The sequence below is a fragment of the Pantoea sp. EA-12 genome (assembly GCF_030053355.1).
Lineage (GTDB): Bacteria > Pseudomonadota > Gammaproteobacteria > Enterobacterales > Enterobacteriaceae > Pantoea > Pantoea vagans_C.
The window spans coordinates 182,160-204,674 of sequence record NZ_JASGBY010000002.1; the positions used below are offsets into that span (position 1 = coordinate 182,160).

The 22,515-nt window shown below is 52.9% G+C and carries 20 protein-coding genes and 1 tRNA gene; 13 read left to right on the forward strand and 8 right to left on the reverse strand.

What is annotated here, in order from left to right; all coding sequences use genetic code 11:
* Positions 1 to 382 precede the first annotated feature (382 nt).
* The 6 genes from mepS to yejF all read left to right on the forward strand — a co-directional run bounded on the left by mepS (position 383) and on the right by yejF (position 8,407).
* Entirely contained in the window at positions 383 to 958 is a 576-nt protein-coding gene (gene mepS / locus QMZ30_RS03535; protein WP_039333745.1) for a bifunctional murein DD-endopeptidase/murein LD-carboxypeptidase, read from the forward strand.
* A 298-nt stretch (positions 959 to 1,256) separates the two neighbouring features.
* Complete coding sequence (gene pdeN / locus QMZ30_RS03540; protein ID WP_283226430.1) at positions 1,257 to 2,822, forward strand: cyclic di-3',5'-guanosine monophosphate phosphodiesterase PdeN; 1,566 nt, start codon at positions 1,257 to 1,259, stop codon at positions 2,820 to 2,822.
* 65 nt (positions 2,823 to 2,887) lie between these two features.
* Positions 2,888 to 4,696 carry an extracellular solute-binding protein gene (locus tag QMZ30_RS03545; RefSeq protein ID WP_283226431.1) on the forward strand — a complete coding sequence of 603 codons (1,809 nt, stop codon included), beginning with the start codon at positions 2,888 to 2,890 and terminating at the stop codon, positions 4,694 to 4,696.
* Between the two features lie 10 nt (positions 4,697 to 4,706).
* The gene (locus QMZ30_RS03550; protein WP_283226432.1) at positions 4,707 to 5,798 is read left to right on the forward strand and encodes a microcin C ABC transporter permease YejB; all 1,092 of its coding nucleotides are present in this window, start codon (positions 4,707 to 4,709) and stop codon (positions 5,796 to 5,798) included.
* Positions 5,798 to 6,820, forward strand: a complete 1,023-nt coding sequence (locus tag QMZ30_RS03555; RefSeq protein WP_283226433.1) for an ABC transporter permease — start codon at positions 5,798 to 5,800, stop codon at positions 6,818 to 6,820. The genes QMZ30_RS03550 and QMZ30_RS03555 overlap by 1 nt, the downstream gene beginning before the upstream one ends.
* Positions 6,821 to 8,407, forward strand: coding sequence for a microcin C ABC transporter ATP-binding protein YejF (gene yejF / locus QMZ30_RS03560; RefSeq protein ID WP_283226434.1), 1,587 nt, complete (start codon positions 6,821 to 6,823; stop codon positions 8,405 to 8,407).
* On the opposite strand, the gene QMZ30_RS03565 is transcribed toward yejF, so the two are convergent.
* The 3 genes from QMZ30_RS03565 to rsuA form a co-directional block, all read right to left on the reverse strand.
* Positions 8,404 to 8,730, reverse strand: a complete 327-nt coding sequence (locus tag QMZ30_RS03565; protein ID WP_058969199.1) for a YejG family protein — start codon at positions 8,728 to 8,730, stop codon at positions 8,404 to 8,406. The two genes, yejF and QMZ30_RS03565, sit on opposite strands and share 4 nt — an antisense overlap.
* 359 nt (positions 8,731 to 9,089) lie before the next feature.
* Positions 9,090 to 10,280, reverse strand: coding sequence for a Bcr/CflA family multidrug efflux MFS transporter (locus QMZ30_RS03570; protein ID WP_283226435.1), 1,191 nt, complete (start codon positions 10,278 to 10,280; stop codon positions 9,090 to 9,092).
* A 12-nt stretch (positions 10,281 to 10,292) separates the two neighbouring features.
* Positions 10,293 to 11,015 (reverse strand): 16S rRNA pseudouridine(516) synthase RsuA, encoded by a 723-nt coding sequence (rsuA, locus tag QMZ30_RS03575; RefSeq protein WP_283226436.1) that lies wholly within the window; start codon positions 11,013 to 11,015, stop codon positions 10,293 to 10,295.
* A gap of 165 nt (positions 11,016 to 11,180) precedes the next feature.
* Between rsuA and radD the strand changes: the two genes are divergently transcribed.
* Entirely contained in the window at positions 11,181 to 12,935 is a 1,755-nt protein-coding gene (gene radD / locus QMZ30_RS03580) for a DNA repair helicase RadD (protein ID WP_283226437.1), read from the forward strand.
* 130 nt (positions 12,936 to 13,065) lie between these two features.
* Positions 13,066 to 13,350 carry a 50S ribosomal protein L25 gene (rplY, locus tag QMZ30_RS03585; RefSeq protein ID WP_039333718.1) on the forward strand — a complete coding sequence of 95 codons (285 nt, stop codon included), beginning with the start codon at positions 13,066 to 13,068 and terminating at the stop codon, positions 13,348 to 13,350.
* Positions 13,351 to 13,407: 57 nt separating this feature from the next.
* Here the strand turns inward: rplY and yejK are convergent, their stop codons facing one another.
* On the reverse strand, positions 13,408 to 14,412 hold the full coding sequence (gene yejK, locus QMZ30_RS03590) for a nucleoid-associated protein YejK (RefSeq protein WP_058969192.1): 1,005 nt from the start codon (positions 14,410 to 14,412) through the stop codon (positions 13,408 to 13,410).
* 158 nt (positions 14,413 to 14,570) lie between these two features.
* On the opposite strand from yejK, the gene QMZ30_RS03595 reads away from it, so the two are divergent.
* From QMZ30_RS03595 to QMZ30_RS03605, 3 genes are all read left to right on the forward strand, one after another.
* Positions 14,571 to 14,798, forward strand: coding sequence for a YejL family protein (locus QMZ30_RS03595; protein ID WP_034824987.1), 228 nt, complete (start codon positions 14,571 to 14,573; stop codon positions 14,796 to 14,798).
* Positions 14,799 to 14,820: 22 nt separating this feature from the next.
* Positions 14,821 to 16,575 carry an LPS biosynthesis-modulating metalloenzyme YejM gene (gene yejM, locus QMZ30_RS03600; RefSeq protein ID WP_283226438.1) on the forward strand — a complete coding sequence of 585 codons (1,755 nt, stop codon included), beginning with the start codon at positions 14,821 to 14,823 and terminating at the stop codon, positions 16,573 to 16,575.
* A gap of 72 nt (positions 16,576 to 16,647) precedes the next feature.
* Positions 16,648 to 16,724 (forward strand) — tRNA-Pro (locus QMZ30_RS03605).
* Positions 16,725 to 16,791: 67 nt separating this feature from the next.
* On the opposite strand, the gene QMZ30_RS03610 is transcribed toward QMZ30_RS03605, so the two are convergent.
* On the reverse strand, positions 16,792 to 17,343 hold the full coding sequence (locus QMZ30_RS03610; protein WP_283226439.1) for a GNAT family N-acetyltransferase: 552 nt from the start codon (positions 17,341 to 17,343) through the stop codon (positions 16,792 to 16,794).
* A 210-nt stretch (positions 17,344 to 17,553) separates the two neighbouring features.
* Here QMZ30_RS03610 and QMZ30_RS03615 point away from each other — a divergent pair, with 210 nt between their 5' ends.
* Positions 17,554 to 17,757: a hypothetical protein gene (locus QMZ30_RS03615; protein WP_039328329.1), complete on the forward strand. Its 204-nt coding sequence runs from the start codon at positions 17,554 to 17,556 to the stop codon at positions 17,755 to 17,757.
* A 77-nt stretch (positions 17,758 to 17,834) separates the two neighbouring features.
* Positions 17,835 to 18,578 carry a 4'-phosphopantetheinyl transferase family protein gene (locus QMZ30_RS03620; protein ID WP_283226440.1) on the forward strand — a complete coding sequence of 248 codons (744 nt, stop codon included), beginning with the start codon at positions 17,835 to 17,837 and terminating at the stop codon, positions 18,576 to 18,578.
* 136 nt (positions 18,579 to 18,714) lie between these two features.
* Here the strand turns inward: QMZ30_RS03620 and QMZ30_RS03625 are convergent, their stop codons facing one another.
* From QMZ30_RS03625 to apbE, 3 genes are all read right to left on the reverse strand, one after another.
* The gene (locus QMZ30_RS03625; protein ID WP_283226441.1) at positions 18,715 to 20,367 is read right to left on the reverse strand and encodes a multidrug ABC transporter permease/ATP-binding protein; all 1,653 of its coding nucleotides are present in this window, start codon (positions 20,365 to 20,367) and stop codon (positions 18,715 to 18,717) included.
* A 70-nt stretch (positions 20,368 to 20,437) separates the two neighbouring features.
* The gene (alkB, locus tag QMZ30_RS03630; RefSeq protein WP_283226442.1) at positions 20,438 to 21,094 is read right to left on the reverse strand and encodes a DNA oxidative demethylase AlkB; all 657 of its coding nucleotides are present in this window, start codon (positions 21,092 to 21,094) and stop codon (positions 20,438 to 20,440) included.
* Positions 21,095 to 21,109: 15 nt separating this feature from the next.
* Complete coding sequence (gene apbE / locus QMZ30_RS03635; protein ID WP_283226443.1) at positions 21,110 to 22,147, reverse strand: FAD:protein FMN transferase ApbE; 1,038 nt, start codon at positions 22,145 to 22,147, stop codon at positions 21,110 to 21,112.
* Between the last annotated feature and the right edge of the window lie 368 nt (positions 22,148 to 22,515).

The window sequence follows — 22,515 nt, forward strand, 5'->3', positions numbered from 1 at the left end:
TTTCCTAAGCTGTCCAGTCAGAACCCTCTCAAAATCGGCCTTAGCGCCAGAATTACCCCCTTATAACACCGCTTATTGGTCGCTAATTCGCTACCAGTTGATGATAAAGTAGCCATTGTGTTACGAATTGATTTCACATCAATAAAACCTATAAAAATTTATATAAAAGCACTCGCCACGCGGTCTGTAATCGGTTAACCTCAAATCCGATTAGTAAGAGTGCAGCATAAAATTCGGTGCCTTATGAAACAAAAATGTGTTCATTAACACATTTTAGTAATTAAGGAATTGTCTTAAGCGGTCGTACTTATTAATCTCGAACCCGTTTTGTCATCTGGCTGACGACATTGTGTCGTAAGGACATCAAAGGAACACACGTATAATGGTCAAGTCTCAACCAATACTGAGATACCTCAGGCGGATCCTTCCCGCAGTAGCATTAGCAACACTTTTATCGGCATGTAGCAGTACGCATAACGGTCAGAACGCGAATAACGAGAATCATGAAGTTAACAACCAGAATGGTTTTTTACTTCAAGCGTCTCAGGACGAATTTGAACAAATGGTGCAGAACGTGGACGTTAAGTCCCGCATCATGGAACAGTACAGTGACTGGAAAGGTGTACGTTATCGCTTAGGCGGCGACACCAAGCGCGGCATTGATTGTTCTGCTTTTGTTCAGCGCACCTTTCGCGAGCAGTTTGGTTTAGATTTGCCACGCTCGACATCCGAGCAGCAGGACACCGGTAAAGAAATTTCACGCAGCAAACTGCGTCCGGGTGACTTAGTCATGTTCCGCGCAGGTTCGACGGGTCGTCATGTTGGCATCTATCTCGGCAATGACAACTTCGTACACGCGTCCACCAGCAGTGGTGTGATGATCTCCAGTTTAAACGACAGTTACTGGAAAACGCGTTATCGCGAAGCGCGTCGGGTTTTAGCTAAAAACCCGAGCTAACGTATCCTTTTGAAGATCCTCTCAGCCAGAGAATCAGAAAACGCTGCCCCGGCAGCGTTTTTTTTCGCCTGCAGTTTCTTAACTCAAATCCAATAGATAAAAAGTAATTGAGAATCAAAAATATAACGAGACTTTTCGCGCGACCTCGTTATATTCTCGTTTGCTTACTGGCCGAAGCAGTTTGCGTTCCAGCCCGGTGCACAACGCCGTGAATACGCAGCGCTCAACGCCAGACACCAGCGAGCAGTAGTGCACGATGTACATAATAAAAATGGCACCACAAAGGGGAATGCACTCCATGCCACTGTCGGGGACGTTAAAACGTCATGCAACCTATTCGCGCCGTATCGCCTGGAGTAGTGCGATTATCGGCGGCGTGTTCTTTTTGTTGTTTGTGACGGTTCTGCTGACGCTAACCTGGCAAAAACGCGTACAACAACATGAACAGTTGCTGATTCATAGCCGCGACGATTTACAACAGGTGATGTCAACCCTGGTCGATACCCTGTATCCCTTACAACAGTACACCCAATTATCCTGCAGCAGCGTCAGCCGTGAACTGACCTCCCGTGCCGCTTTTGCCGGCAACATTCGCGCCATATTGCTGGTGCGCGACAGCAATGCCTATTGCTCCTCTGCCACTGGTGCTTTCCTGCTGCCTGCTAATGATATTTCTCCAGACTCTGAGCTGGAACGCGACCGCGACATAAAACTGATGCCAGGCACGCCATTGCTGCCGACCAAACCGGCACTGGCGCTGTGGATGAAAAGTCCAGGTTCAGCGGAAACCGGCATTCTTGCCACCATGAATATTAGTCTGACGCCTTATCAATTGATGGCGTCTTACCACCCAGAGATCACCGGAATGGCGCTGGTGATTGGCAACAAAGCGCTGCTCAGCGGTAAAAACCAGGTGGTGAACGTCAGCGATCTCCCCCCTGCTCTGGCTGAAATGCGTTTTAAAAATAATGACATGCGCTTCGTGGTCTATGGCAGCACTCTGGCGCAACGTGACTATCATCTGATTCTGCTGACCGGGCTACTGGCCACGCTGTTTATGATCGGTGCCAGTTGGATGCTGCTGACCCTTTATCAGCGCCCTGGTAAAGAGATTATGCAAGGGATTAAACGCGGACAGTTTCATGTGGAATATCAGCCACTGGTGACCGCCCACGACGGCCAACCTTACGGTGTAGAAGCGCTACTGCGCTGGACACATCCCACTGAAGGAATGATCCCTCCTGATGCCTTTATCAGTAATGCCGAAGCACAAAACCTGATTATTCCCCTCACCCAGCATCTGTTTAAACTGGTCGCGCGTGATGCCCGATTTTTAAGCCAACAGTTGCCGCGTGGCACACGCATGAGTTTAAATCTTTCCCCTTTGCATCTCGCTTCAGACAGCTTCCGCCAGCACGTACAGGAGTGGATTGCCGAGATGCCCGCTGACCACTTCAAGTATGTGTTTGAAATCACGGAACGCACCATGGTGGGTGAAAAGAATGCTGGCGAAATCTTTGCCTGGCTGCATGAGCATGACATCAAGATAGCCATTGATGACTTCGGTACAGGCCACAGCGCATTGATCTATCTTGAAAGATACCCGTTTGACTACCTGAAGATCGATCGCGGTTTTGTACAAAGTATTGGCACCGAAACAGTGACCTCACCAGTGCTGGATGCGGTGTTGCTGCTGGCGAAGAAACTCAATCTGAAAACCGTGGCTGAAGGGGTTGAAACCGGCGATCAAGCCGCATGGCTGGTCAATCGCGGAGTGACGCATTTACAAGGCTATCTGTTTAGCCGCCCGCTGCGCCCGGAATACCTGATCAGTTACTATCAGCAACAGGCCGCGTTGGGTTAACGTCACGCCATCGTCACGAAACTGCTACCATACAGTGCGGAACACCAGAGGAGAGCGCCCCACTTATGCTGCTGCGTCTTGTCACAGCGTTGCTGGTTTGTATGGCTATTGCGCCACTGCATGCTGAAACCATCAATGAGAGTTATGCCTTTGCCAAGCTGGGCGAGCCGAAGTATGCGGTGAATTTCAGTCATTACGATTACGTTAATCCTGCTGCGCCGAAAGGCGGCAAGATGACGCTGGCCGTGGTGGGCACTTACGATAACTTCAACCGCTACGCCTCACGTGGGAATCCAGGTGCGGGTACCGACACGCTGTATGATGGGCTCTTCACCACTGCTGATGATGAACCGGGCAGCTTCTACCCCCTGATCGCCGAATCCGCGCGCTATCCCAGTGATTACCATTGGATGGAAGTTTCAATCAATCCGCATGCGCGCTTTCAGGATGGCACCCCGATTACCGCACAGGACGTTGCCTTTACTTTCCAGAAGTTTATGACCGAAGGCGTGCCGCAATTCCGCATTGCATTCCGCGGGGTAGAGGTGAAAGCACTGAACCGCCTGACGGTGCGCATTGATATGGCCAAGCCCGACAAGGACCTGATTTTAAACTGGCTGACGCTCCCCGTGCTGCCCGAGAAATTCTGGCAGAATAAAAAATTCAATGAGCCGATTGGCTATCCCCCGCTCGCGAGTGGGCCTTACCGCATCACTGCCTATAAGTCTGGCCAGTTCATCGAATACAGCCGGGTAAAAAATTACTGGGCCGCCAATTTGCCGGTTAACCGCGGCCGCTTCAATTTTGATACTTTGCGCTATGACTACTACCTCGATGACAACGTGGCATTTGAAGCCTTCAAAGCAGGTGCCTACGATCTGCGTGAGGAAGGTTCGGCAAAAAAATGGGCCACGCAGTATCGTGGTCGTAATTTCGAGAGCCGTGCCATTGTTAAATCAACCACACCGAATACTGCTGCCACGGATACGCGCTGGCTGGCGTTTAACAATGAGAAACCGTTGTTTGCCGATCGACGCGTCCGTCAGGCGCTGACGCTGGCATTTGATTTTGAATGGATGAACAAGGCGCTGTTTTATGGCGCCTATAAGCGCACCAGCAGTTACTTCCAAAATACCGAATATGCGGCGGTGGGCTATCCGAAAGCAGAGCAACTGATCCTGCTCGCCCCTTACAAAGCCCAGTTGCCGCCTGAAGTGTTTGACAGTGAGTACGCGCCCCCGAAATCGGATGGCAGTGGATTTGATCGCGGTAACCTGCTGAAAGCCGTGGACCTGTTGAAACAAGCGGGATGGCAGATTAAAAACCAGCAACTGGTGAATGATAAAACCGGTCAGCCTTTCCGCTTTGAACTGCTAATGCGCAGCGGCCCCAATAATGACTGGGCTTTGCCCTTCCAGCACAGTCTGGCGCGTCTTGGCATTCAAGTGACACTGCGTCAGGTAGACAGCTCACAGTATCTACGCCGTTTACGTGAGGGGGATTACGATATGATCCCGTCGGCTTATCAGGCGATGCCGTGGCCCTCAACAGATTTACAATATTTCTGGCAGTCCGATTTCATCAAATCCTCATGGAACACCGCGCGGGTGCAGGATCCGCTTATCGACCACTTTATTAAACAGATTGTGGCTCACCAGGGTGATGAGAAAGCCTTGTTACCACTGGGCCAGGCACTGGATCGTATCCTGCTGTGGAATGCCTATATGATCCCAATGTGGTACAACGCAGAGCAGAGGCTGGCATACTGGGACAAGTTTTCGCGTCCTGAAATCAAGCCTGCCTATGCCACCGGGCTGGAAAACTGGTGGTATGACGTGAACAAAGCCGCACAGTTGCCGGCCGACAGACGCTGAGGAGAGCGGTTTGGGTTCCTATTTCCTACGCAGGTTGCTGCTGATTATCCCCACGCTGTGGGCGATCATCACCCTGAACTTTTTTATCGTGCAGATTGCGCCAGGCGGTCCAGTTGATCAGGCGCTGGCCAACGCGCAGTTTGGTCACAGCACTGGGTTTTCCGCCTCCGGCGGTGCCGATAGCGGCGGGCGTGGTGCATTAGTGCGAGATAACCCCGGCGACAGCCAATATCGCGGCGCGCGCGGGCTCGATCCTGAAGTGATCGCAGAAATTAAACATCGCTACGGTTTTGATAAACCCCTGCTGCAACGTTATGGCGAGATGCTGTGGAATTACCTGCGTTTTGATTTCGGCGACAGCCTGTTCCGCAGTGCTTCGGTGCTGCAACTGATTAAAGAGAGTTTGCCGGTTTCGATCAGCCTCGGTCTGTGGAGCACACTGATCATCTATCTGGTGTCGATCCCGCTTGGCATCAAAAAAGCGGTGCGCAACGGCAGCGCTTTCGACATCTGGAGCAGCACCTTCATTATCATTGGCTACTCCATTCCCGCCTTCTTGTTTGGCATCATGCTGATTGTGCTGTTTGCCGGTGGCAGTTATTTAGACTGGTTCCCGCTGCGTGGCCTGACGTCACCCCAATTCGATACCCTGCCCTGGTACGGTAAAGTCGGTGATTATCTGTGGCACATCACGCTGCCGGTATTGGCAACGGTGATTGGTGGCTTTGCCACGCTGACCATGTTGACCAAAAACTCCTTCCTCGATGAGATTCGCAAGCAGTATGTCGTCACGGCTCGCGCGAAAGGAGTGGATGAGAAACGCATTTTGTATGGACACGTCTTCCGCAACGCCATGCTGTTAGTGATTGCAGGCTTCCCCGCCACTTTTATCAGCATGTTCTTCACCAGTTCCGTGCTGATTGAGGTGATGTTCTCGTTGAATGGATTAGGTCTGCTGGGCTACGACGCCACCATTCAGCGCGACTATCCGGTGATGTTTGGCACCTTGTATATCTTTACGCTGATTGGGTTGCTGATGAATATTCTCAGCGACCTGACTTACACGCTGGTCGATCCGCGCATCGATTTTGAGGGACGCTGATGGCCATATCGCTTATTAACCAACAGCGCTGGCAGCGCTTTCGTCACAACCGCCGTGGCTACTGGTCGTTGTGGATTTTTCTGGTGATTTTCGTGTTGTCACTGGGTGCGGAGTTACTGGCCAACGACAAACCTTTGATAGTGCACTATCAGCAGCGCTGGTATATGCCACTGCTGTTTAACTACAGTGAAAGTGATTTTGGCGGTGACTTTGCGACGCCCGCTGATTATCAGGACCCCTGGCTCAAACAGCGCATTGACCACCAAGGTTGGGCACTGTGGGCACCGATTCGCTTCAGTGACAGCACCATCAATTTTGCCACCGATGTACCCTTCCCTTCTCCGCCGTCGAAACAGAACTGGCTCGGCACCGATGCCAATGGCGGTGATGTGCTGGCACGTCTGCTCTACGGTACGCGCGTATCCTTGCTATTTGGTATTCTGCTGACGCTGTTTTCCAGTGTGATTGGCATTGTGGTCGGTGCGGTGCAGGGTTACTTCGGCGGCCGCGTTGATTTGGTCGGTCAGCGTCTGATTGAAGTCTGGTCCGGTATGCCCTCTCTATTCCTGCTCATTTTGCTCTCCAGCGTGATCCAGCCCGGTTTCTGGTGGCTGTTGCTGGTGACAGTGATCTTTGGCTGGATGAGCCTGGTCAGCGTGGTACGCGCGGAATTTCTGCGCACGCGTAACTTTGATTACATTCGTGACGCGCAGGCGCTGGGCGTTAGCGATGGACGCATCATGCTGCGACATATGTTGCCTAATGCGATGGTGGCGACGCTGACTTTCCTGCCCTTTATTTTGTGTGGTTCGATCACCACGCTGACATCCCTGGATTTCCTCGGTTTTGGCCTTCCGGTGGGATCGCCGTCGTTGGGTGAACTGTTACTGCAAGGCAAAAATAATCTGCAAGCACCCTGGCTGGGGCTTTCTGGCTTCTTCGCACTCGCCCTGCTGTTATCACTACTGATCTTTATAGGTGAAGCGGTACGCGATGCCTTTGATCCAAGTCGGGGACGCTAAATGAGCTTACTGACCGTTAATCATCTGGCCGTGGCGTTTAATCAACGCCGGGTGGTGGAAGATATCTCACTGCACATTGATGCGGGTGAAACCCTGGCATTGGTCGGCGAATCAGGATCGGGCAAAAGCGTGACTGCCCTGTCGATCATGCGCTTGTTACCTCAGCCACCCGTGACCTATCCGCAGGGCGAAATTGTGTTCAATGGACAGAACATCCTGCAGGCCAGTGAACGTGAGATGCGCGGCTTGCGTGGTAACCAAATGGCGATGATTTTCCAGGAGCCGATGGTCTCGCTTAACCCGCTGCATAACGTTGAGAAACAGCTGTATGAGGTGCTGTCTCAGCATCGGGGAATGCGCAAAGAAGCGGCGCGCGGAGAAATTCTCAGTTGCCTGGATCGCGTGGGAATTCGCCATGCCGCGTCTCGGCTGCAAGATTTTCCCCATCAACTCTCCGGCGGGGAACGTCAGCGCGTGATGATCGCCATGGCGTTGCTGATGCAACCCAAGCTGCTGATTGCCGATGAGCCCACCACCGCGCTCGACGTCACGGTACAAGCGCAGATTCTGCAACTGCTGCGAGAGTTGCAGCGAGAGCTGAATATGGGCATGCTGTTTATCACCCATAATCTGAATATTGTGCGCCAGTTGGCGCATCGTGTGACGGTGATGCGCAATGGGCGAGAAGTCGAACACAACCGCTGCGACGCGCTCTTCAGCCTGCCGACTCATCCTTATACCCGCGAACTTTTGGCTGCCGAACCCGATGGTCAACCGGTTCCCCTCACGAATCCGCAACCGCTGTTGCAGGTTAAAAATCTGCATGTGGGCTTTCCCATTCGCCGCGGATTGCTGAAGCGGGCAGTGGCGGAAAAGACGGCGCTACAGGATTTGAGCTTCACGCTTCGCCGGGGAGAAAGCCTGGGACTGGTCGGTGAATCCGGTTCCGGCAAAAGTACCACCGGCCTGGCACTGCTGCGTTTGATCGCCGCCCGCGGCGAGATCTGGTTTGACGATCAGCCTCTGCATACGCTGACGCGCAAGCAACTGATGCCGCTGCGCCCTAAGATTCAGGTGGTGTTTCAGGATCCAAACTCTTCACTCAATCCACGTATGACGGTGCAGCAGGTGATTGCTGAAGGGTTAGCTGTCCATCGCCCAGAGCTGAGTGCTGCCGAACAGGAAGCGAAAGTGATTGCGGTGATGGAGGAAGTGGGACTGGATGCCGAAAGCCGTTTGCGCTATCCCGCAGAGTTTTCCGGCGGCCAGCGCCAGCGTATCGCGATTGCGCGCGCGCTAATTTTAGAGCCACAGTTGATCGTACTGGATGAACCGACTTCATCGCTGGATCGCTCAGTGCAGAAGCAAATTCTCACACTGCTCCGTCGTTTACAGCAGCAGCATCAGCTGGCTTATCTGTTTATCAGCCATGATTTGCAGGTGGTGCGAGCACTCTGTCACCAGCTGATCGTGTTGCGTCAGGGAGAGGTGGTGGAACAGGGAGAATGCGAGACGCTGTTTAATGCGCCAGCCACCGATTACACCCGTCAGTTGCTGGCTTCAGCGCAAGGTCAGCCCTTGAGTTAATGACCTTCAAAAGTTTCGGCTATCGCTACGCCCTGATTTTTCAGGCAGCAGTTGGTGGCACTTTCATCACCGCGCTGAATCAGCAGACACGGCTGCCCTTCACACCGGGCAATTTTGCATTCCACCTGAATCTGCGCCAGCGTTTCTTGCAACTGGTGCAGAATTTCCAGCGCGGGATGGCCATCATGGCTGAGCAGGCGGAGTACCACTAAATCTTCATCGTGCACACCGTTTGCCGCTTCCTGACACTCAATTTCCCCCGCATGATCTGACGACCAGCGATAGTGTTGCGGTAAGCGATGCATAACCGAAAGTTGCAGCATAAGTACGGTCCCCAGAGACGTTAACTCTTATTCACGACGACGGCGGTAACGCGTGAATCCTTACCTGGTTAGCTCAGAATACGGACGTCAAGGTTTGCCTTCTCGTTTTAAGCACAAAGCATGTAGCAAAGTTATTATTTGCGAGTCTTCTCGCATTTGTGCCTATGTGTACCCTGTTCGGCGGCAGTTAACAATCATTTTAGACGCAATGTCGTTACTTTTTTATCTCTTAATTTTCACATTATGGAAACATTAAGCATAACGAATATGTGGGGATTCGCGAATTTGCGGGGGAGTGTTGTGTTTGAAGATGTCAGTCATAAATCAGTAGCGGAGCAATTTATTGCGCCGCTACAAGATTATGCGTGGCGTGGACGTGAGGCGTAACTGAACAGCACGATGGACACCGTGGCGCACAGCGCAATGGTTGCCACCATCGGCCAGGCACTGTTAATACTGACCAGTGACAGCAGTGCCCCCACCAGAGCACCTACCCCGAAGCGTAATGTGCCGGCCAGCGAAGAGGCCGTGCCCGCCATATGTGGGAACTCATCCAGTATCACCGCCATGGCATTGGACGAAACGGTCGAGACACAACCGATAAACATCGCGACGCCCAGCACCAGTGACAGGAAGCCCAGATCCAGCGCGCTGGAAATTAACAGCCAGATACCCATGGCGAACTGAATGATCAGACCAATACGGAACATCGCCAGCGGGCCAAATCGACGCACGGCACGGCTGTTAATCAAAGTCATCACAAACAAGAACACCACATTAAGGCCAAAGTAGTAGCCAAAGTTCTGTGGCGAGACGTGATTCACTTCGATGTAAACAAAGGGTCCGGCATTGAGAAAGGTAAACAGTCCGGCAAAGGAGAAGCCGCTTGCCAGCATGTAACTGAACGCGCGCTTATGACGGAACAGTGCCACAAAATTGCTCAGAGTGGTGCGTAAATGAAAACGCTGCCGCTGCTCGGGCTTCAGGGTTTCACGGATCTGCGTGACCACCAGCACCGTGGTAATCAACGCGGCGACCGATAATGTCCAGAAAATGGCATGCCAGTTCCACAGCAGCAGCAGCCAGCCACCAATAATCGGGGCCAGCAGCGGTGCAATGGTGGTCACCAGCATCACGAAGGACATCATGCGTGAGAAGTCCTCTTTCGAGTAACTATCACGCATCAGGGCATTAATCACCACGCTGGCCGCTGCCGCCGAGAGACCGTGCAGGAAGCGCATAAAGATCAGTTGATCGATAGATTGCGACAGCGCGCAGGCGGCGGCTGCGCAGGCAAAGATCAATGTGCCCAGCACAATCACCGGTTTACGTCCGTAGCTGTCCGCCAGTGGGCCATAAACTAACTGACCAATGGCGAAACCAAGGATGTAGAGGTTGAGCGTCATCTGCACGCTGCCCGCAGAAACGGCAAACTCACGTGCAATTTGCGGCATCGCTGGCAGATACATATCAATGGACAGTGGCATCAACATCGCCAGCAAACCCAGAATCATAACCAACCCTATCGGTGAATTCTTTTCCTTACGCACCGCTTTCTCCCGCTATTTGCGCTTTTTCAGTTCTTCTGGCAGTCCGATGCTGTCGATCTCTTCGGCGGTGAGTTCACGGTATTCGCCTTCACCGAGTTCCTCATCCAGCATGATGTCACCAATACTTTCGCGATGCAGCGCGGATACATGATTACCCATGGCTGCGAACATGCGTTTCACCTGGTGATAACGCCCTTCGCTGATGGTTAAGCGTGCCGCTTTTTCATCGAGAATTTCGAGCACAGCCGGTTTAGTCAGCTCGCGCTCATTGTGCAGTTGAATACCCGCCGCAAATTTCTCAATCAGCGAAGGATCGATCGGCTCTTCCACTTCCACCAGATAGGTTTTTTCCAGATGATGGCGCGGAGACGTAATACGGTGCGACCATTGGCCATCGTCGGTCAGCAGCACTAAACCGGTGGTATCAATATCCAGTCGACCCGCCGCATGCAGCTTGAACGCCGCCGGTTCTTCAATAAAGAACAGCACAGTAGGATGATCGGGATCGTCAGTGGAACAGACATAACCCTGCGGCTTGTTCAGCATGAAATAACGGGGACCTTGCTGCACCACCAGCGGGGTGCCGTCATATTCGATTTCGTCGTCTGGCTGCACTTTGTAAGCCGCATCACGTACGACTTCGCCGTTGATGGTGACTTTTTTGGCGCGGATTTCGCGGCCAGCGATAGCACGGCTGACTTCCAGTTGCTGAGATATGAATTTTTCGAGTCGCATGAATTCGTTTTGCCTGTTACTGCGGAGGGAAACTGAAACGGCGTTTTGTCCGTTAAAAAAGTGGGGTCAGTATAGCTTGATCCTTCGCCTGCTAACAGTAGCGATCCTGTGTTTCAGATGCTTTCATGGCATAATACGCCCCCGTTCCAGAAAAAGTTTGCCCCGATGTCTTTCACCCTGCGCCCTTACCAGCAAGAAGCCGTTGATGCCACCCTGCAACACTTCCGCCGTCACCCTACGCCAGCGGTGATTGTGTTGCCGACGGGCGCCGGTAAAAGTTTGGTGATTGCTGAGCTGGCACGCGTGGCGCGCGGTCGGGTGCTGGTGTTGGCCCACGTCAAAGAGTTAGTCGAACAAAACCACAGCAAATATCAGGCTTACGGTCTGGAAGCGGATATTTTCGCTGCTGGTTTGCAGCGCAAGCAAAGCGAGAGCAAGGTGGTATTCGGCAGCGTGCAATCGGTGGCGCGTAATCTTGACCGTTTTGACAGCGCCTTTTCGCTGGTGATCGTCGATGAGTGCCACCGCATCAGTGGCAATGAAGAGAGCCAGTACCAACAACTCTTTGCCCACTTGCGCCAGCACAATCCGCAACTGCGCCTGCTCGGTCTCACTGCCACCCCTTTCCGCCTCGGCAAAGGCTGGATTTATCAGTTTCATTACCACGGTATGGTGCGTGGCGACCAGCAGGCACTGTTCCGTGACTGCATTTATGAACTGCCGCTGCGCTATATGATCAAACACGGCTTCCTCGTACCTCCCGAACGACTGGATATGCCGGTGGTGCAGTACGATTTCAGCCGCCTGATCCCACAAAATAATGGCTTATTCAGTGAAGCCGACCTCAATCGCGAGTTGAAGCAACAAAACCGTGTCACCCCGCACATCATCCGCCAGATTGTAGAATTCGCTGAGGATCGGCGTGGGGTGATGGTATTCGCGGCGACGGTGGAACATGCGCGCGAAATTCTGTCGCTGCTGCCAGAAAACAGTGCGCTGGTATCGGCAGAAACGGTGGTGAAAGAGCGCGATCGAATTATTAACGCTTTTAAAGCGCAGCAGCTGAAGTTTCTGGTGAATGTCGCGGTGCTGACCACCGGTTTTGATGCGCCGCACGTGGATTTGATCGCCATTTTGCGCCCGACCGAATCCGTTAGCCTCTACCAGCAAATTGTTGGGCGCGGCCTGCGCCTGTCACCGGGTAAAACAGATTGCCTGATTCTGGATTATGCCGGTAATCCGCACGACCTTTTCACCCCTGAAGTCGGCACGCCAAAAGGTGCCAGCGACAATCAACCGGTACAGGTATTCTGCCCTTCCTGCGGATTCGCCAACACTTTCTGGGGAAAAACCACCGAGGATGGCCATATCATCGAACATTTTGGTCGTCGCTGTCAGGGGGTGCTGGAGGATGACGAGGGAAACCGTGAGCAATGTGATTACCGTTTTCGTTTTAAAAGCTGCCCGGATTGTGGGGCAGAAAATGATATTGCCGCACGGCGCTGCCATCAGTGTGACCGCATTATGGTGGACCCCGACGATATGCTTAAAGCAGCATTAAAACTGAAAGATGCCCGTGTATTGCGCTGTGGTGGCATGACGCTGGAACAAGGCCGCGACGAGAAAGGGGAATGGCTTAAAGCCACCTATTTCGATGAGGATGGCACCAGCGTCAGCGAACGTTTTCGTCTGCAAACGCCAGCACAACGCAAAGCCTTTGAGCAATTGTTTATGCGCCCACATCAGCGCGCGCCAGGCGTTGAGTTGGGCTGGCAAACCGCTGCCGATGTCATCGCGTTGCAACCTCTTTTGCGTCATCCCGATTTTGTGGTGGCGCGCGCCAAAGGCCATTTTTGGCAAATTCGCGAAAAGATGTTTGATTATCAGGGCCGCTATCGCCGTGCCAATGAATTGCGTTAAGCGGCAGAATCATTTGCCCCGCCCTCTGAATATGGCTATAATCCCGCCCGCTTTTGCATCCGTAAAAGCATTTGAATAACCGTCCTGTTGCTGGGTCGCCTGTAGCAGGAACTATTGAAGAGATACAAGAATGACCACTTTCAACGCTGAAGTACGTAAAGAGCAGGGTAAGGGTGCGAGCCGCCGTCTGCGTGTAGCAAATAAATTCCCAGCCATCATCTATGGCGGAAACGAAGCACCAGTTGCTATCGAACTGGACCACGACGTTGTGATGAACCTGCAGGCTAAGCCTGAGTTCTACACCGACGTGCTGACCATCGTTGTTGATGGTAAAGAAATCAAAGTTAAAGCTCAGGCGGTGCAACGTCATCCGTTCAAGCCAAAACTGCACCACATCGACTTCGTTCGCGCTTAATCGCTAACGAGTTGAAAAGAGAACGCCGCATATGCGGCGTTTTTTTTATGCCAAAATTCAGTTGCCGCCGGTTCGACGCTGCAACTGATCGCGCAGATTCGGCGGTGTACCTTTGATGGTCAAGGTATCGGTAGCCGGATCCCAGAAAATGCGCTCACCCAGCAGCATGGCATCAAAATTCAGGGTCATCCCCCCGCCGCTTCCGGCAAATTTGGTGAGCTGACGCAGTGTGCTGCGATCCGCCGGGAAGTGTTCCTCCAACTCGTAACCTTGTTCCTGCGTAAAGGCCTGGAAGGTTTTCTCGCCTAATGGCGGAAGTTCACTGGAAAGATCCTCCAGCGCGATCTCTTCACCCGCCTGCAATTGATCGTTGCAGTAGCTGTATACCTGCTGACGATAATTCTGGCGTTCGTTTTTATCGAGATTCGACTCCGCACAGTAATCATCCACCGCCTGCAGTAAACCGCGGTTTTGCGCTTTCGTATCAAGACCGACACTGGCGCCGAGGAAATCCATGAAGAAGTCTGCCACTTTGCGCCCCACGCGGCCGCGCAGGAAAGTCAGATAGCGCGTCGATTCAGGATTGGTTTCCCATTCAGTGAGATCGATACGTGCCACAATGTCAGCGTGATTGATGTCGAGATAATGGGTGCTGCTGATATCCAACTGCTCGTTCACACGCATGCTCGACTGGCTGCTCAACATCGCCACCAGCAGATACTCCACCGCCAGATAGCGATAGTGTAAAAACAGCACCACGCCACTTTCGGCAAACGGATACTTGCCCAGTTCGTCACGCAGACGGCCGGTCGCGGCGCGGCTGAAAGCCAGAAAGTCATCTTCCCCTTTGCGGCAGTTGCGCAGCGCATCGGCTAACTCACTCTCTTCGTTGAACAAGCCATAGGCTTTACTCTTCGCGCTGTAAACCCGGTGCAACTCTTCCGCCATCTCTTCCACCGCACGGGTCGTCGGCAGCAAGGTATCGCGCAGGACCAGTTCAAGCTGGTTTTCATCACGTTTAACTAACTGATGCAGGGCAATCTGGTCGATATCCAGACTCATGGTAGACTCTCCTTTGGGCTCAGCCGCGTATTCAAACACCGCCTGCCGCTGCTTTCAACTGCGCGCACAAACTGATCGTTCTGCTTGCGATAAAATTGCGGAAAAAAGTGCGTTGTTACGGTAATATACCGCCTTTTCACACTTGATTAGTCGACGATATGCCACAATCATCCCGTTACAGCGACGAGCGCGTAGAGAAGCTTCTCGCGCAGATGGCGCAGATTCTTGAAAAAGACAAAGCGCCAACCGACCTTTCCCTGATGGTTTTAGGGAACATGGTAACTAACTTGATCAACACCAGTGTCTCTCCGGCGCAGCGCCGTAGCCTGGCGAAATCTTTCGCGGAAGCGTTGCAGTCTTCCGTACGCGATGACAACGCCCATTAAATTGCAGATCTGACTTCATAATATGGTAACCAACCGGCAGCGCTACCGCGAAAAAGTCTCCCAGATGATTAGCTGGGGGCACTGGTTTGCGCTTTTTAACATCATCTTTGCGCTGATTTTAGGTAGCCGCTATCTGTTGGTCGCTGACTGGCCCGCTTCGCTCGCGGGTCGCATCTATGCGTACACCAGTTGGATTGGCCACTTTAGCTTTATCGTGTTCGCCGGTTACCTGCTGGTTATCTTCCCGCTGACCTTTTTGGTTATGTCTCAACGCTTGCTCAGGGTGCTATCGGCGATTATCGCCACCGCTGGGCTGACGTTGATCATGGTCGACAGCGCGGTGTTTAACCGCTTCCACCTGCACCTTAATCCGGTGGTGTGGGAGTTGGTCATCAACCCCGACCAGAGTGAAATGGCGCGTGACTGGCAGCTGATGTTTATTAGCGTGCCGCTGATTTTCCTGGTGGAGATGTTGTTCGCCACCTGGAGCTGGCAGAAGCTGCGCAGTCTTAATCGCCGCTCGTTCGGTAAGCCGTTGGCTGCGCTGTTTATTTCTGCCTTTTTTGCCAGCCACTTGATGTATATTTGGGCCGATGCGAACTTCTATCGCCCGATCACCATGCAGCGTGCCAATCTGCCGCTCTCTTATCCCATGACAGCACGACGCTTTCTGGAGCGTCATGGCTTGCTGGATGCGCAAGAGTATCAGCGCCGCCTGGTACAACAAGGCGATCCTGAAGCGCTGTCAGTGCAGTACCCACTCAGTGACATTACCTTCCGCGATGGTGGCACACGCCATAACCTGCTGTTGCTGACAGTGGATGGTTTGAGCAATGAAAACCTGGATAAATCGCTGCCTTCACTGAATCAATTCGCCAGTGACAATGTCCGATTCACGCAGCATTACAGTGCCGGGTTGCAGCCAGAAAAAGGCCTGTTCGGTTTGTTCTATGGCATCTCGTCCAGCTATATGGATGGCGTACTGGCGGCACGAATGCCTTCGGCGCTGCTCAGTGCCTTGAACTCTCAAGGCTACCAATTTGGGCTGTTCTCGTCTGATGGCTTCAGCCAACCGCTGTATCGCCAGGCCCTGTTAGCCGATTACAGCCTGCCGGATGCCGATACCCAACCAAACAGCAGCACCGTTAACCAGTGGCAAAACTGGCTGAACGGTCAGAAAGGCAATGGATCCCCGTGGTTCTCATGGATTGCCTTAAACGGCGTGACGGTAAATGGTGACAGTGCCAAAGTTCGCCAGCGCAGCTACCTGCGCCAGGCTGCAGGTATTGATGAGCAGATCGCCGCAGTATTGCAAACATTGCAACAGCGCGACTTGCTGAAAAATACCGTGGTGGTGGTGACGGCACAGCGAGCGGTGACGTTGAATGGCAATGATGACAATCCTGGCAATCGTGCAACGCTACAAGTACCGCTGGTGGTGCACTGGCCGAATACGCCTGCGCAGACGATTGATCGTCTGACCGATCAGCAGGATGTGATGACCACGCTGATGCAGCGTCTGCTGCATGTGCGCACTAACCCGGCGAACTATTCACAGGGTGAAGATCTGTTTGCGGCCCAGCGCAGTCACAATTGGGTCGCGAGCAGTGAAGATGGCAAGCTAGTGGTCACCACACCAACAGTGACGTTGGTGCTGAATAATAACGGCAGCTACAGCGCTTATGACGCACAAGGCAAACCGTTGAAAGATCACAAGCCGCAACTGGCTCTGCTGTTGCAGGTGTTAACGGAAGAGAAGCGTTTCACGGCAAACTGATTAAATATGAGGCAGTTAAAACCTGCACATATTGCAATCGGTAGTGGAACCAGTAGACTACTGCCTCACGTTCGGCACGTAGCGCAGCCTGGTAGCGCACGGTCATGGGGTGTCCGGGGTCGGAGGTTCAAATCCTCTCGTGCCGACCAAAATCCCAAAAAAGCAGCCTTAATGGCTGCTTTTTTATTGTCTTAAGCCTGACCAACTCTATCAATCTCAGTCTGATGTTTGGCGTGCCAGCCACTCTTCACGCGTTAACTCCCACGTCCCTGCCTCCAGCTCGCCCTCAACAAAGGTTTTGCGATAGGTATCGACTAAACGCATGCCGGTGCGTTCAGATATGCGGCGTGAGGCATGATTATCCATCGCCTTAGGCACGCGCAAACGTGGCTGCTGTAAATGTTCAAACCAAAATGCGGTCACCGTTTCGCAAGCTTCACTCATTAAGCCCTGCCCTTGCCATTCAGGCACCAGCCAAAACCCGCGATTATCTTCCGCGCCCAAACGTAACGAAATCAGGCCAATGAGATTATCCGGCTGCGAACGATGACGTAGGCTCCAGTGCCAGGCCTGTCCCGCAGCCATCGCAGGTAAGGCCATATCATCAATGTAACGACTGGCCCCGTCAGCAGGATAAGGCCAAGGTATGGCATTCACCAGATGACGCACGATTTCCCAGCGCGGGAAAACCTGTTGAACCTGTATGGCATCGCTGCTTTGCAGCGGCAGAAGAATAAGACGGGCGGTGTCCAGACGGGTGATTTCCATTATGACCTCCTTGGTTAACCCTTTCAGTCATATCGGGAAATTGCACTTAAGGAAACCTTTTTTTATGTTTATCAGTCACCCAACGAAAGCAACCAAAACGAAGCGGGATCACATTTCTCATCAAATATGACAGCATTTCACCTGATTGAAACAAAACTGTCATACAGTTTAATTACTCTTATCCTTCCTGTTTTTAGATGGACAATGATTATGGTCATCAAGGCAAAAAACCTGCAGGATGCGGAAGAACTCCTGCACTCAGGTATCAATAAAGTTGAACTGGCTTACGATATTGGCAGCGACGATTTCTTCCGTCTGGCCTCCCAGTGGTGTGAGCGCGGTGCGCGCATCACGAAAGGCAATCAGCACTTTGTGGTGCAGATCAAAGGCATGTCGATTCCGCCAAACCGTTAAAAGTCGGCAGTCCCTTTGACTTGCTCTCCTCGCAGCTGACTGGTAAAACTACGTTTTTCCGTCGGCTGTGATGTTTTATGTTTGCTTCTGAAAATCCACTCGCATTGCCCTCTCCCCCGTTTATCACCGCGGCTGCCATCCTGGCGGACAACGTGTCGATCGCTTGGTGTCAGTTTGATCAGCTCGCATGGAACAAAGACCTGCATCAGCAATGGCAATTGCCGCTGCCGGTATCCCTGGAGAGTGCGGTAACCAAACGCAAGGCAGAACATCTGGCAAGCCGCTGGCTGGCACAGCAGATGCTGGCACGCTTTGCGCTGCCGGATTTTGTGCTGCGCAATGCGCCCGACCGATCCCCAGTCTGGCCTGCAGGTGTCCAGGCTTCGTTATCCCACTCGCAGCAGATGGCAGTTATCGCCGTGACGCAGGCACCGCTGTGCATTGGCGTAGATGTGGAACAGGTGATGGCGGAACAAACTGCGCTAGAGACGGTGGATTTACTGATGAGTGACAAGGAGCGCAGATTGCTGGAAACGCTGCCGCTGCCCTTTGCCGTCGCCGCGACCCTGCTGTTTTCAATGAAAGAGAGCCTGTACAAAGCGCTCTGGCCGCAATTGCATCAGCCTATGGAGTTCCTGCAAGCCGAGTTGGTTAATCTGGATATGTCGCAAGCGCAGGCGACGCTGCACCTGACGCAGGATTTCTCAGCAGACTTTACCGCGCAAACCCCTCTTCATGCCCAGTTCTGGCTGCGTGATGATCGCATCATTACGCTGGTCAGCCACCCACTGCCAGACAATAAAAAACCGGCTCAGAAATAAACCCGAGCCGGTGACAACACAAGACGACAGAAGTGTTCCAGGGAGACAGAGACTAGGAATCTCTGTTGGAATTCACCTTACCTGTCAGGCAACACTTTGCCCAATAAGGCTTTTCGCTAAGCTATCCCGCGTGGCGTTAATGGCCGGTGTCGGTGCGTTTGACGGCATCCAGTGTTGCCATTTCGCGCTCGTTGCCGGTCAGTTCGCTTAACTGGCCTTCACGCATCTCCAGTAAACGATCGGCATGAATGAAGTAATGATCATCATGGCTGATAGCAAACACGGTTTTGCCTGACGCCTGCAACCACGGCAGTAATTCACGGTAGAAGATGCGGCGGAAGTGCGGGTCCTGATCGGCGGCCCATTCGTCAAGCAACAAGATGTCACGCTCTTCTGCCGCCGCTAACAGTAGCGCCAGGCGTTTACTCTGTCCTTTAGACAGTTGCAGATTAAGTACCTTATTCCCTTGCAACTTCAGTTTGTCTTGCATCTTCAGGCGTTCAAGCCATTGCTGCACCAGCGCCGGATTGGCAGGCTGACCACCGTGGCTGATAAGACGATCAAACAGATGCACATCCGTAAACACTGCCGAGAAATGTTTGCGATAAGCATCAAGATTATGCCAATCCACCTCTTTCCCATCCAGCAACAGGCTGCCGGACTGCGGCTGATACAGGCCGGTCAGTAGCATGGCCAGCGTCGATTTTCCGCTGCCGTTACCACCAATCAGAAACACCAGCTCACCCCGACGCAACGTCAGATTAATCGGCCCCACCTGGAAACCGTGCTCGCCATAATGGAAGCTGACATCACGCATTTCCAGAGTTTGCCAGTCACGAGTTTGCGGCAGCGACTGGAACTGAGCATCGTAAGGCGCAAGGTCGAAGCTATTAATTTTGCGGTACGCCACCTGGGCGCTCAACAGGGTTGGTAAGGCCCCAACGGCCGCCAGCAACGGAGTGCGTAAGAACAACAGGGTTAACGAGTAGGTTGCCGCGACCGCCGTGTTCGCCCAGCCCAGCCCATTCGCCATAAAGAACACAATGCCGATCGCACCCAGCATCATGATATTTGACCAGTTAACCGCACTCAGATGGTAAGTATCGGCACGCACAATATGGTGGCGATAGCCCTTGGCATTTTCCTGATAAACCGTGTCATAAATCAGCTGCGCACGTTCGCGGTTAAGCTGCAGTTCTTTACGCCCTTCAATAATGGTCTGGAAATCGCGGTACAGGTCATCCTCAATTTCACGCAGCTTAGCCATGTGCTGATAAACACGCGACACCAGCAACCAGCCGCCCACCAGCGTCACCACCAGCCACAGCGAAGTGATCATCAGCATTTTGGGTGAAAGCCACGCCATATAGAGTGCAGAACCCAAGGTGATAATGATGCCCTGAATCAGTTCAGGCAGCCGGACAAAGGCGATGGTGATTGCGCGGACATCGCTGGTGAGACCGGCCAGCAAATGCGCATTGCCAATCTGTTCAATACGCTCGATACGAGTATCCAGAATACGCTTGATGAATTCGCCACGCAGACGCCAGACAAAATGATGCCCCAGTAAGGTCAGCGCCAGCTGCGAGCCCAGTGTGACGGCCATGAGCAAAAACAGCTGGCCAAGGAAGCTCGGCAACACCGCAATAGAGGTATTCACCGCGACGATCAGTTCGTTATTGATATAGGCGATCAGCCCGATGCCCAGTGCAGCACTTAACAGGGTGAGAAGAATGACACCAATAAAAGGCCAGCGATACTGGCGATAAACCACATGCAGCAATGCCATTAACAGATTCCGGAGGTCAATAAAGCAGCCTGCAGTTTAATGGCGCATCAATTGATAGCAAGAATAATTCTCACCCCACGGCCGGATAATGGGCGCGTCGGAAAGTCAGGTTGTAACGGAAGGCGCCCGCATCAGGATGAATGCCCGGTTTAAGCGGTAAAATACCGTGATAGCGCAAGCGTGAAGGCCCGCCCCACACCACGATATCACCATGTTCCAACAGGACACGTTGCGTGGCATCACCGCGTTCGAAACCACCAAACTGAAAGACAGCGGGCAATCCTAATGAGACGGAAACGATCGGCTGGCGCAGGTCCTTCTCATCTTTATCCTGATGCAATGTCAGCTTTGCCCCGGGTTCGTAGCGATTGATCAGGCAGGCGTCTGGGTTAAAGCCGGCAAAACCGGCCTCGCGCGCGGTCTGCTGTGCCAGTTCAAGGAACAGCGCAGGCATCGGCGGCCATTTGTGACCACTGCTGTTGTCCTGCTCAGTGTATTGATAACCGCGCGAATCGCTCGACCAGCCTAAATACCCGCAGTTGGTCATCGCCACCGACATACGGTGACCACCCGGTGTGATGCGATGGGCAAACGGGTTCTGTTCAGCGATGCTATGAATTGCATCCAAAAGCGCATTGGCCTCATCGCGTGCGCGGCGGCGCAAAATCACCGCGCCTTCCGCCAGCGGCTCCTGCCAGGGAGCCTCTTCACTAAACAGATCCAACATATGCGCCTCCCGGGCTTACTTGTCTTCCTGATCGATCAGGAACGATTTAAATTGCGGTGACATCCAGTGCGTAAACCCCTCGCCCTGTTTGGTGATGAGATACACCGCCAGATGCTCTTTTATAGCTAATGCTTTAGCGCGTTCAGTGCCCAGCACCATTAAGCCAGTATCCCAGCCGTCGGCTTCCAGCGCGGTGGTGGCTATCACCGTTGCCGAGACCAGTTTATGGTCGATTGGACGCCCTGTCGCGGGGTCGATCACGTGCGAAATTCGTTTTCCATCCAGTTCATAATAGTTGCGATAGCTCCCCGAGGTGCTGATACCGTGCCCTTGCAAATCCACACGCGCTTCCACCGCATTTTCCCGGTCGGTGGGTTTCTGGATCGCCACACGCCAAGGCTGATTGCTGGCATTTATGCCGCGACTGAGTACAGCCCCCCCCACTGAGACCAAATAATGGGTGATGCCCTGTTGTTCCATCAGCCGGGCCAGGTGATCGGTGGCATACCCTTCCCCCATGGTCGAGAGATCCACATAAAGCGCGGGCAGATCTTTTTGCAGCCACTGCCCGTCAACCGTCTGGATAACGTGCAGGTGTTGCAAGCCCGTCTGCGCTTTGGCAGCGTTAATCTCCGCATCCGTTGGGGTATGCGCGGGCTGTTTTACTGGCCCAAAGCCCCATAAATTCACTAACGGCCCAACGGTGATATCCATCGCGCCGCTGGTCTTCTTCCCGATGCGCAACGCTTCAACCACAATATCCGCCATATCGGCGCTGATCGGCTGGGGTTTGCTGCCCTGATATTGGTTAAAGCGCGACAGCACTGAATCTTTTTTCCATGTTGAAAGCGCGTGGTCATCCTGATCTAACTGCTGCTGAATAACCTGCTGCAATGCGTCTTTACGTTGGGGATCAACGTCTGCCAGACTGACACGCCATACCGTGCCCATGGTTTTACCTTCCAGCACCATTGCCGAGCGCGTTGGCGATTGGTCACAGCCACTCAGACCAACTGCTAACGCACTAATCAGCAGAATATTCTTAAAGTACATCTACACCTCATCTGTAACGCATTCATTCATCCTGTTTCAAAGCATAAACAACTTGTAAAACAGGCTAAAGCTGCTTGATGTTAAACCAACGCTGACTCAGGATATGTCGTTCCCGCACGACAACGAATACAGGAACGCCAGATGATGATTTATATGATTGTTGCCGTATCCGCCGGCCTGTTTATTTTTGGGGCTTATCGCTGCTGGCAAACTTATCGCCATCGCCTTATCCAACACTACCCCTCCCGTCGGCGTTAAATTTTTGCACCACTAACTATCATTCTGCACCGCGTCAGCGCTGGCGCACTATAGCAAACTCGCGAAGAGCCGCGTGGCGCTGAGAGCGGTGATCTGGCATGAATTCTGCA

What these genes read in the sequence shown, in the direction of transcription:
- mepS (WP_039333745.1), top strand. Translation starts at nt 383, where the DNA reads ATGGTCAAGTCTCAACCAATACTGAGATACCTCAGGCGGATCCTTCCC.
- pdeN (WP_283226430.1), top strand. Translation starts at nt 1,257, where the DNA reads ATGCCACTGTCGGGGACGTTAAAACGTCATGCAACCTATTCGCGCCGT.
- QMZ30_RS03545 (WP_283226431.1), top strand. Translation starts at nt 2,888, where the DNA reads ATGCTGCTGCGTCTTGTCACAGCGTTGCTGGTTTGTATGGCTATTGCG.
- QMZ30_RS03555 (WP_283226433.1), top strand. Translation starts at nt 5,798, where the DNA reads ATGGCCATATCGCTTATTAACCAACAGCGCTGGCAGCGCTTTCGTCAC.
- yejF (WP_283226434.1), top strand. Translation starts at nt 6,821, where the DNA reads ATGAGCTTACTGACCGTTAATCATCTGGCCGTGGCGTTTAATCAACGC.
- QMZ30_RS03565 (WP_058969199.1), bottom strand. Translation starts at nt 8,730, where the DNA reads ATGCTGCAACTTTCGGTTATGCATCGCTTACCGCAACACTATCGCTGG.
- rsuA (WP_283226436.1), bottom strand. Translation starts at nt 11,015, where the DNA reads ATGCGACTCGAAAAATTCATATCTCAGCAACTGGAAGTCAGCCGTGCT.
- radD (WP_283226437.1), top strand. Translation starts at nt 11,181, where the DNA reads ATGTCTTTCACCCTGCGCCCTTACCAGCAAGAAGCCGTTGATGCCACC.
- rplY (WP_039333718.1), top strand. Translation starts at nt 13,066, where the DNA reads ATGACCACTTTCAACGCTGAAGTACGTAAAGAGCAGGGTAAGGGTGCG.
- yejK (WP_058969192.1), bottom strand. Translation starts at nt 14,412, where the DNA reads ATGAGTCTGGATATCGACCAGATTGCCCTGCATCAGTTAGTTAAACGT.
- QMZ30_RS03595 (WP_034824987.1), top strand. Translation starts at nt 14,571, where the DNA reads ATGCCACAATCATCCCGTTACAGCGACGAGCGCGTAGAGAAGCTTCTC.
- yejM (WP_283226438.1), top strand. Translation starts at nt 14,821, where the DNA reads ATGGTAACCAACCGGCAGCGCTACCGCGAAAAAGTCTCCCAGATGATT.
- QMZ30_RS03610 (WP_283226439.1), bottom strand. Translation starts at nt 17,343, where the DNA reads ATGGAAATCACCCGTCTGGACACCGCCCGTCTTATTCTTCTGCCGCTG.
- QMZ30_RS03615 (WP_039328329.1), top strand. Translation starts at nt 17,554, where the DNA reads ATGGTCATCAAGGCAAAAAACCTGCAGGATGCGGAAGAACTCCTGCAC.
- QMZ30_RS03620 (WP_283226440.1), top strand. Translation starts at nt 17,835, where the DNA reads ATGTTTGCTTCTGAAAATCCACTCGCATTGCCCTCTCCCCCGTTTATC.
- QMZ30_RS03625 (WP_283226441.1), bottom strand. Translation starts at nt 20,367, where the DNA reads ATGGCATTGCTGCATGTGGTTTATCGCCAGTATCGCTGGCCTTTTATT.
- alkB (WP_283226442.1), bottom strand. Translation starts at nt 21,094, where the DNA reads ATGTTGGATCTGTTTAGTGAAGAGGCTCCCTGGCAGGAGCCGCTGGCG.
- apbE (WP_283226443.1), bottom strand. Translation starts at nt 22,147, where the DNA reads ATGTACTTTAAGAATATTCTGCTGATTAGTGCGTTAGCAGTTGGTCTG.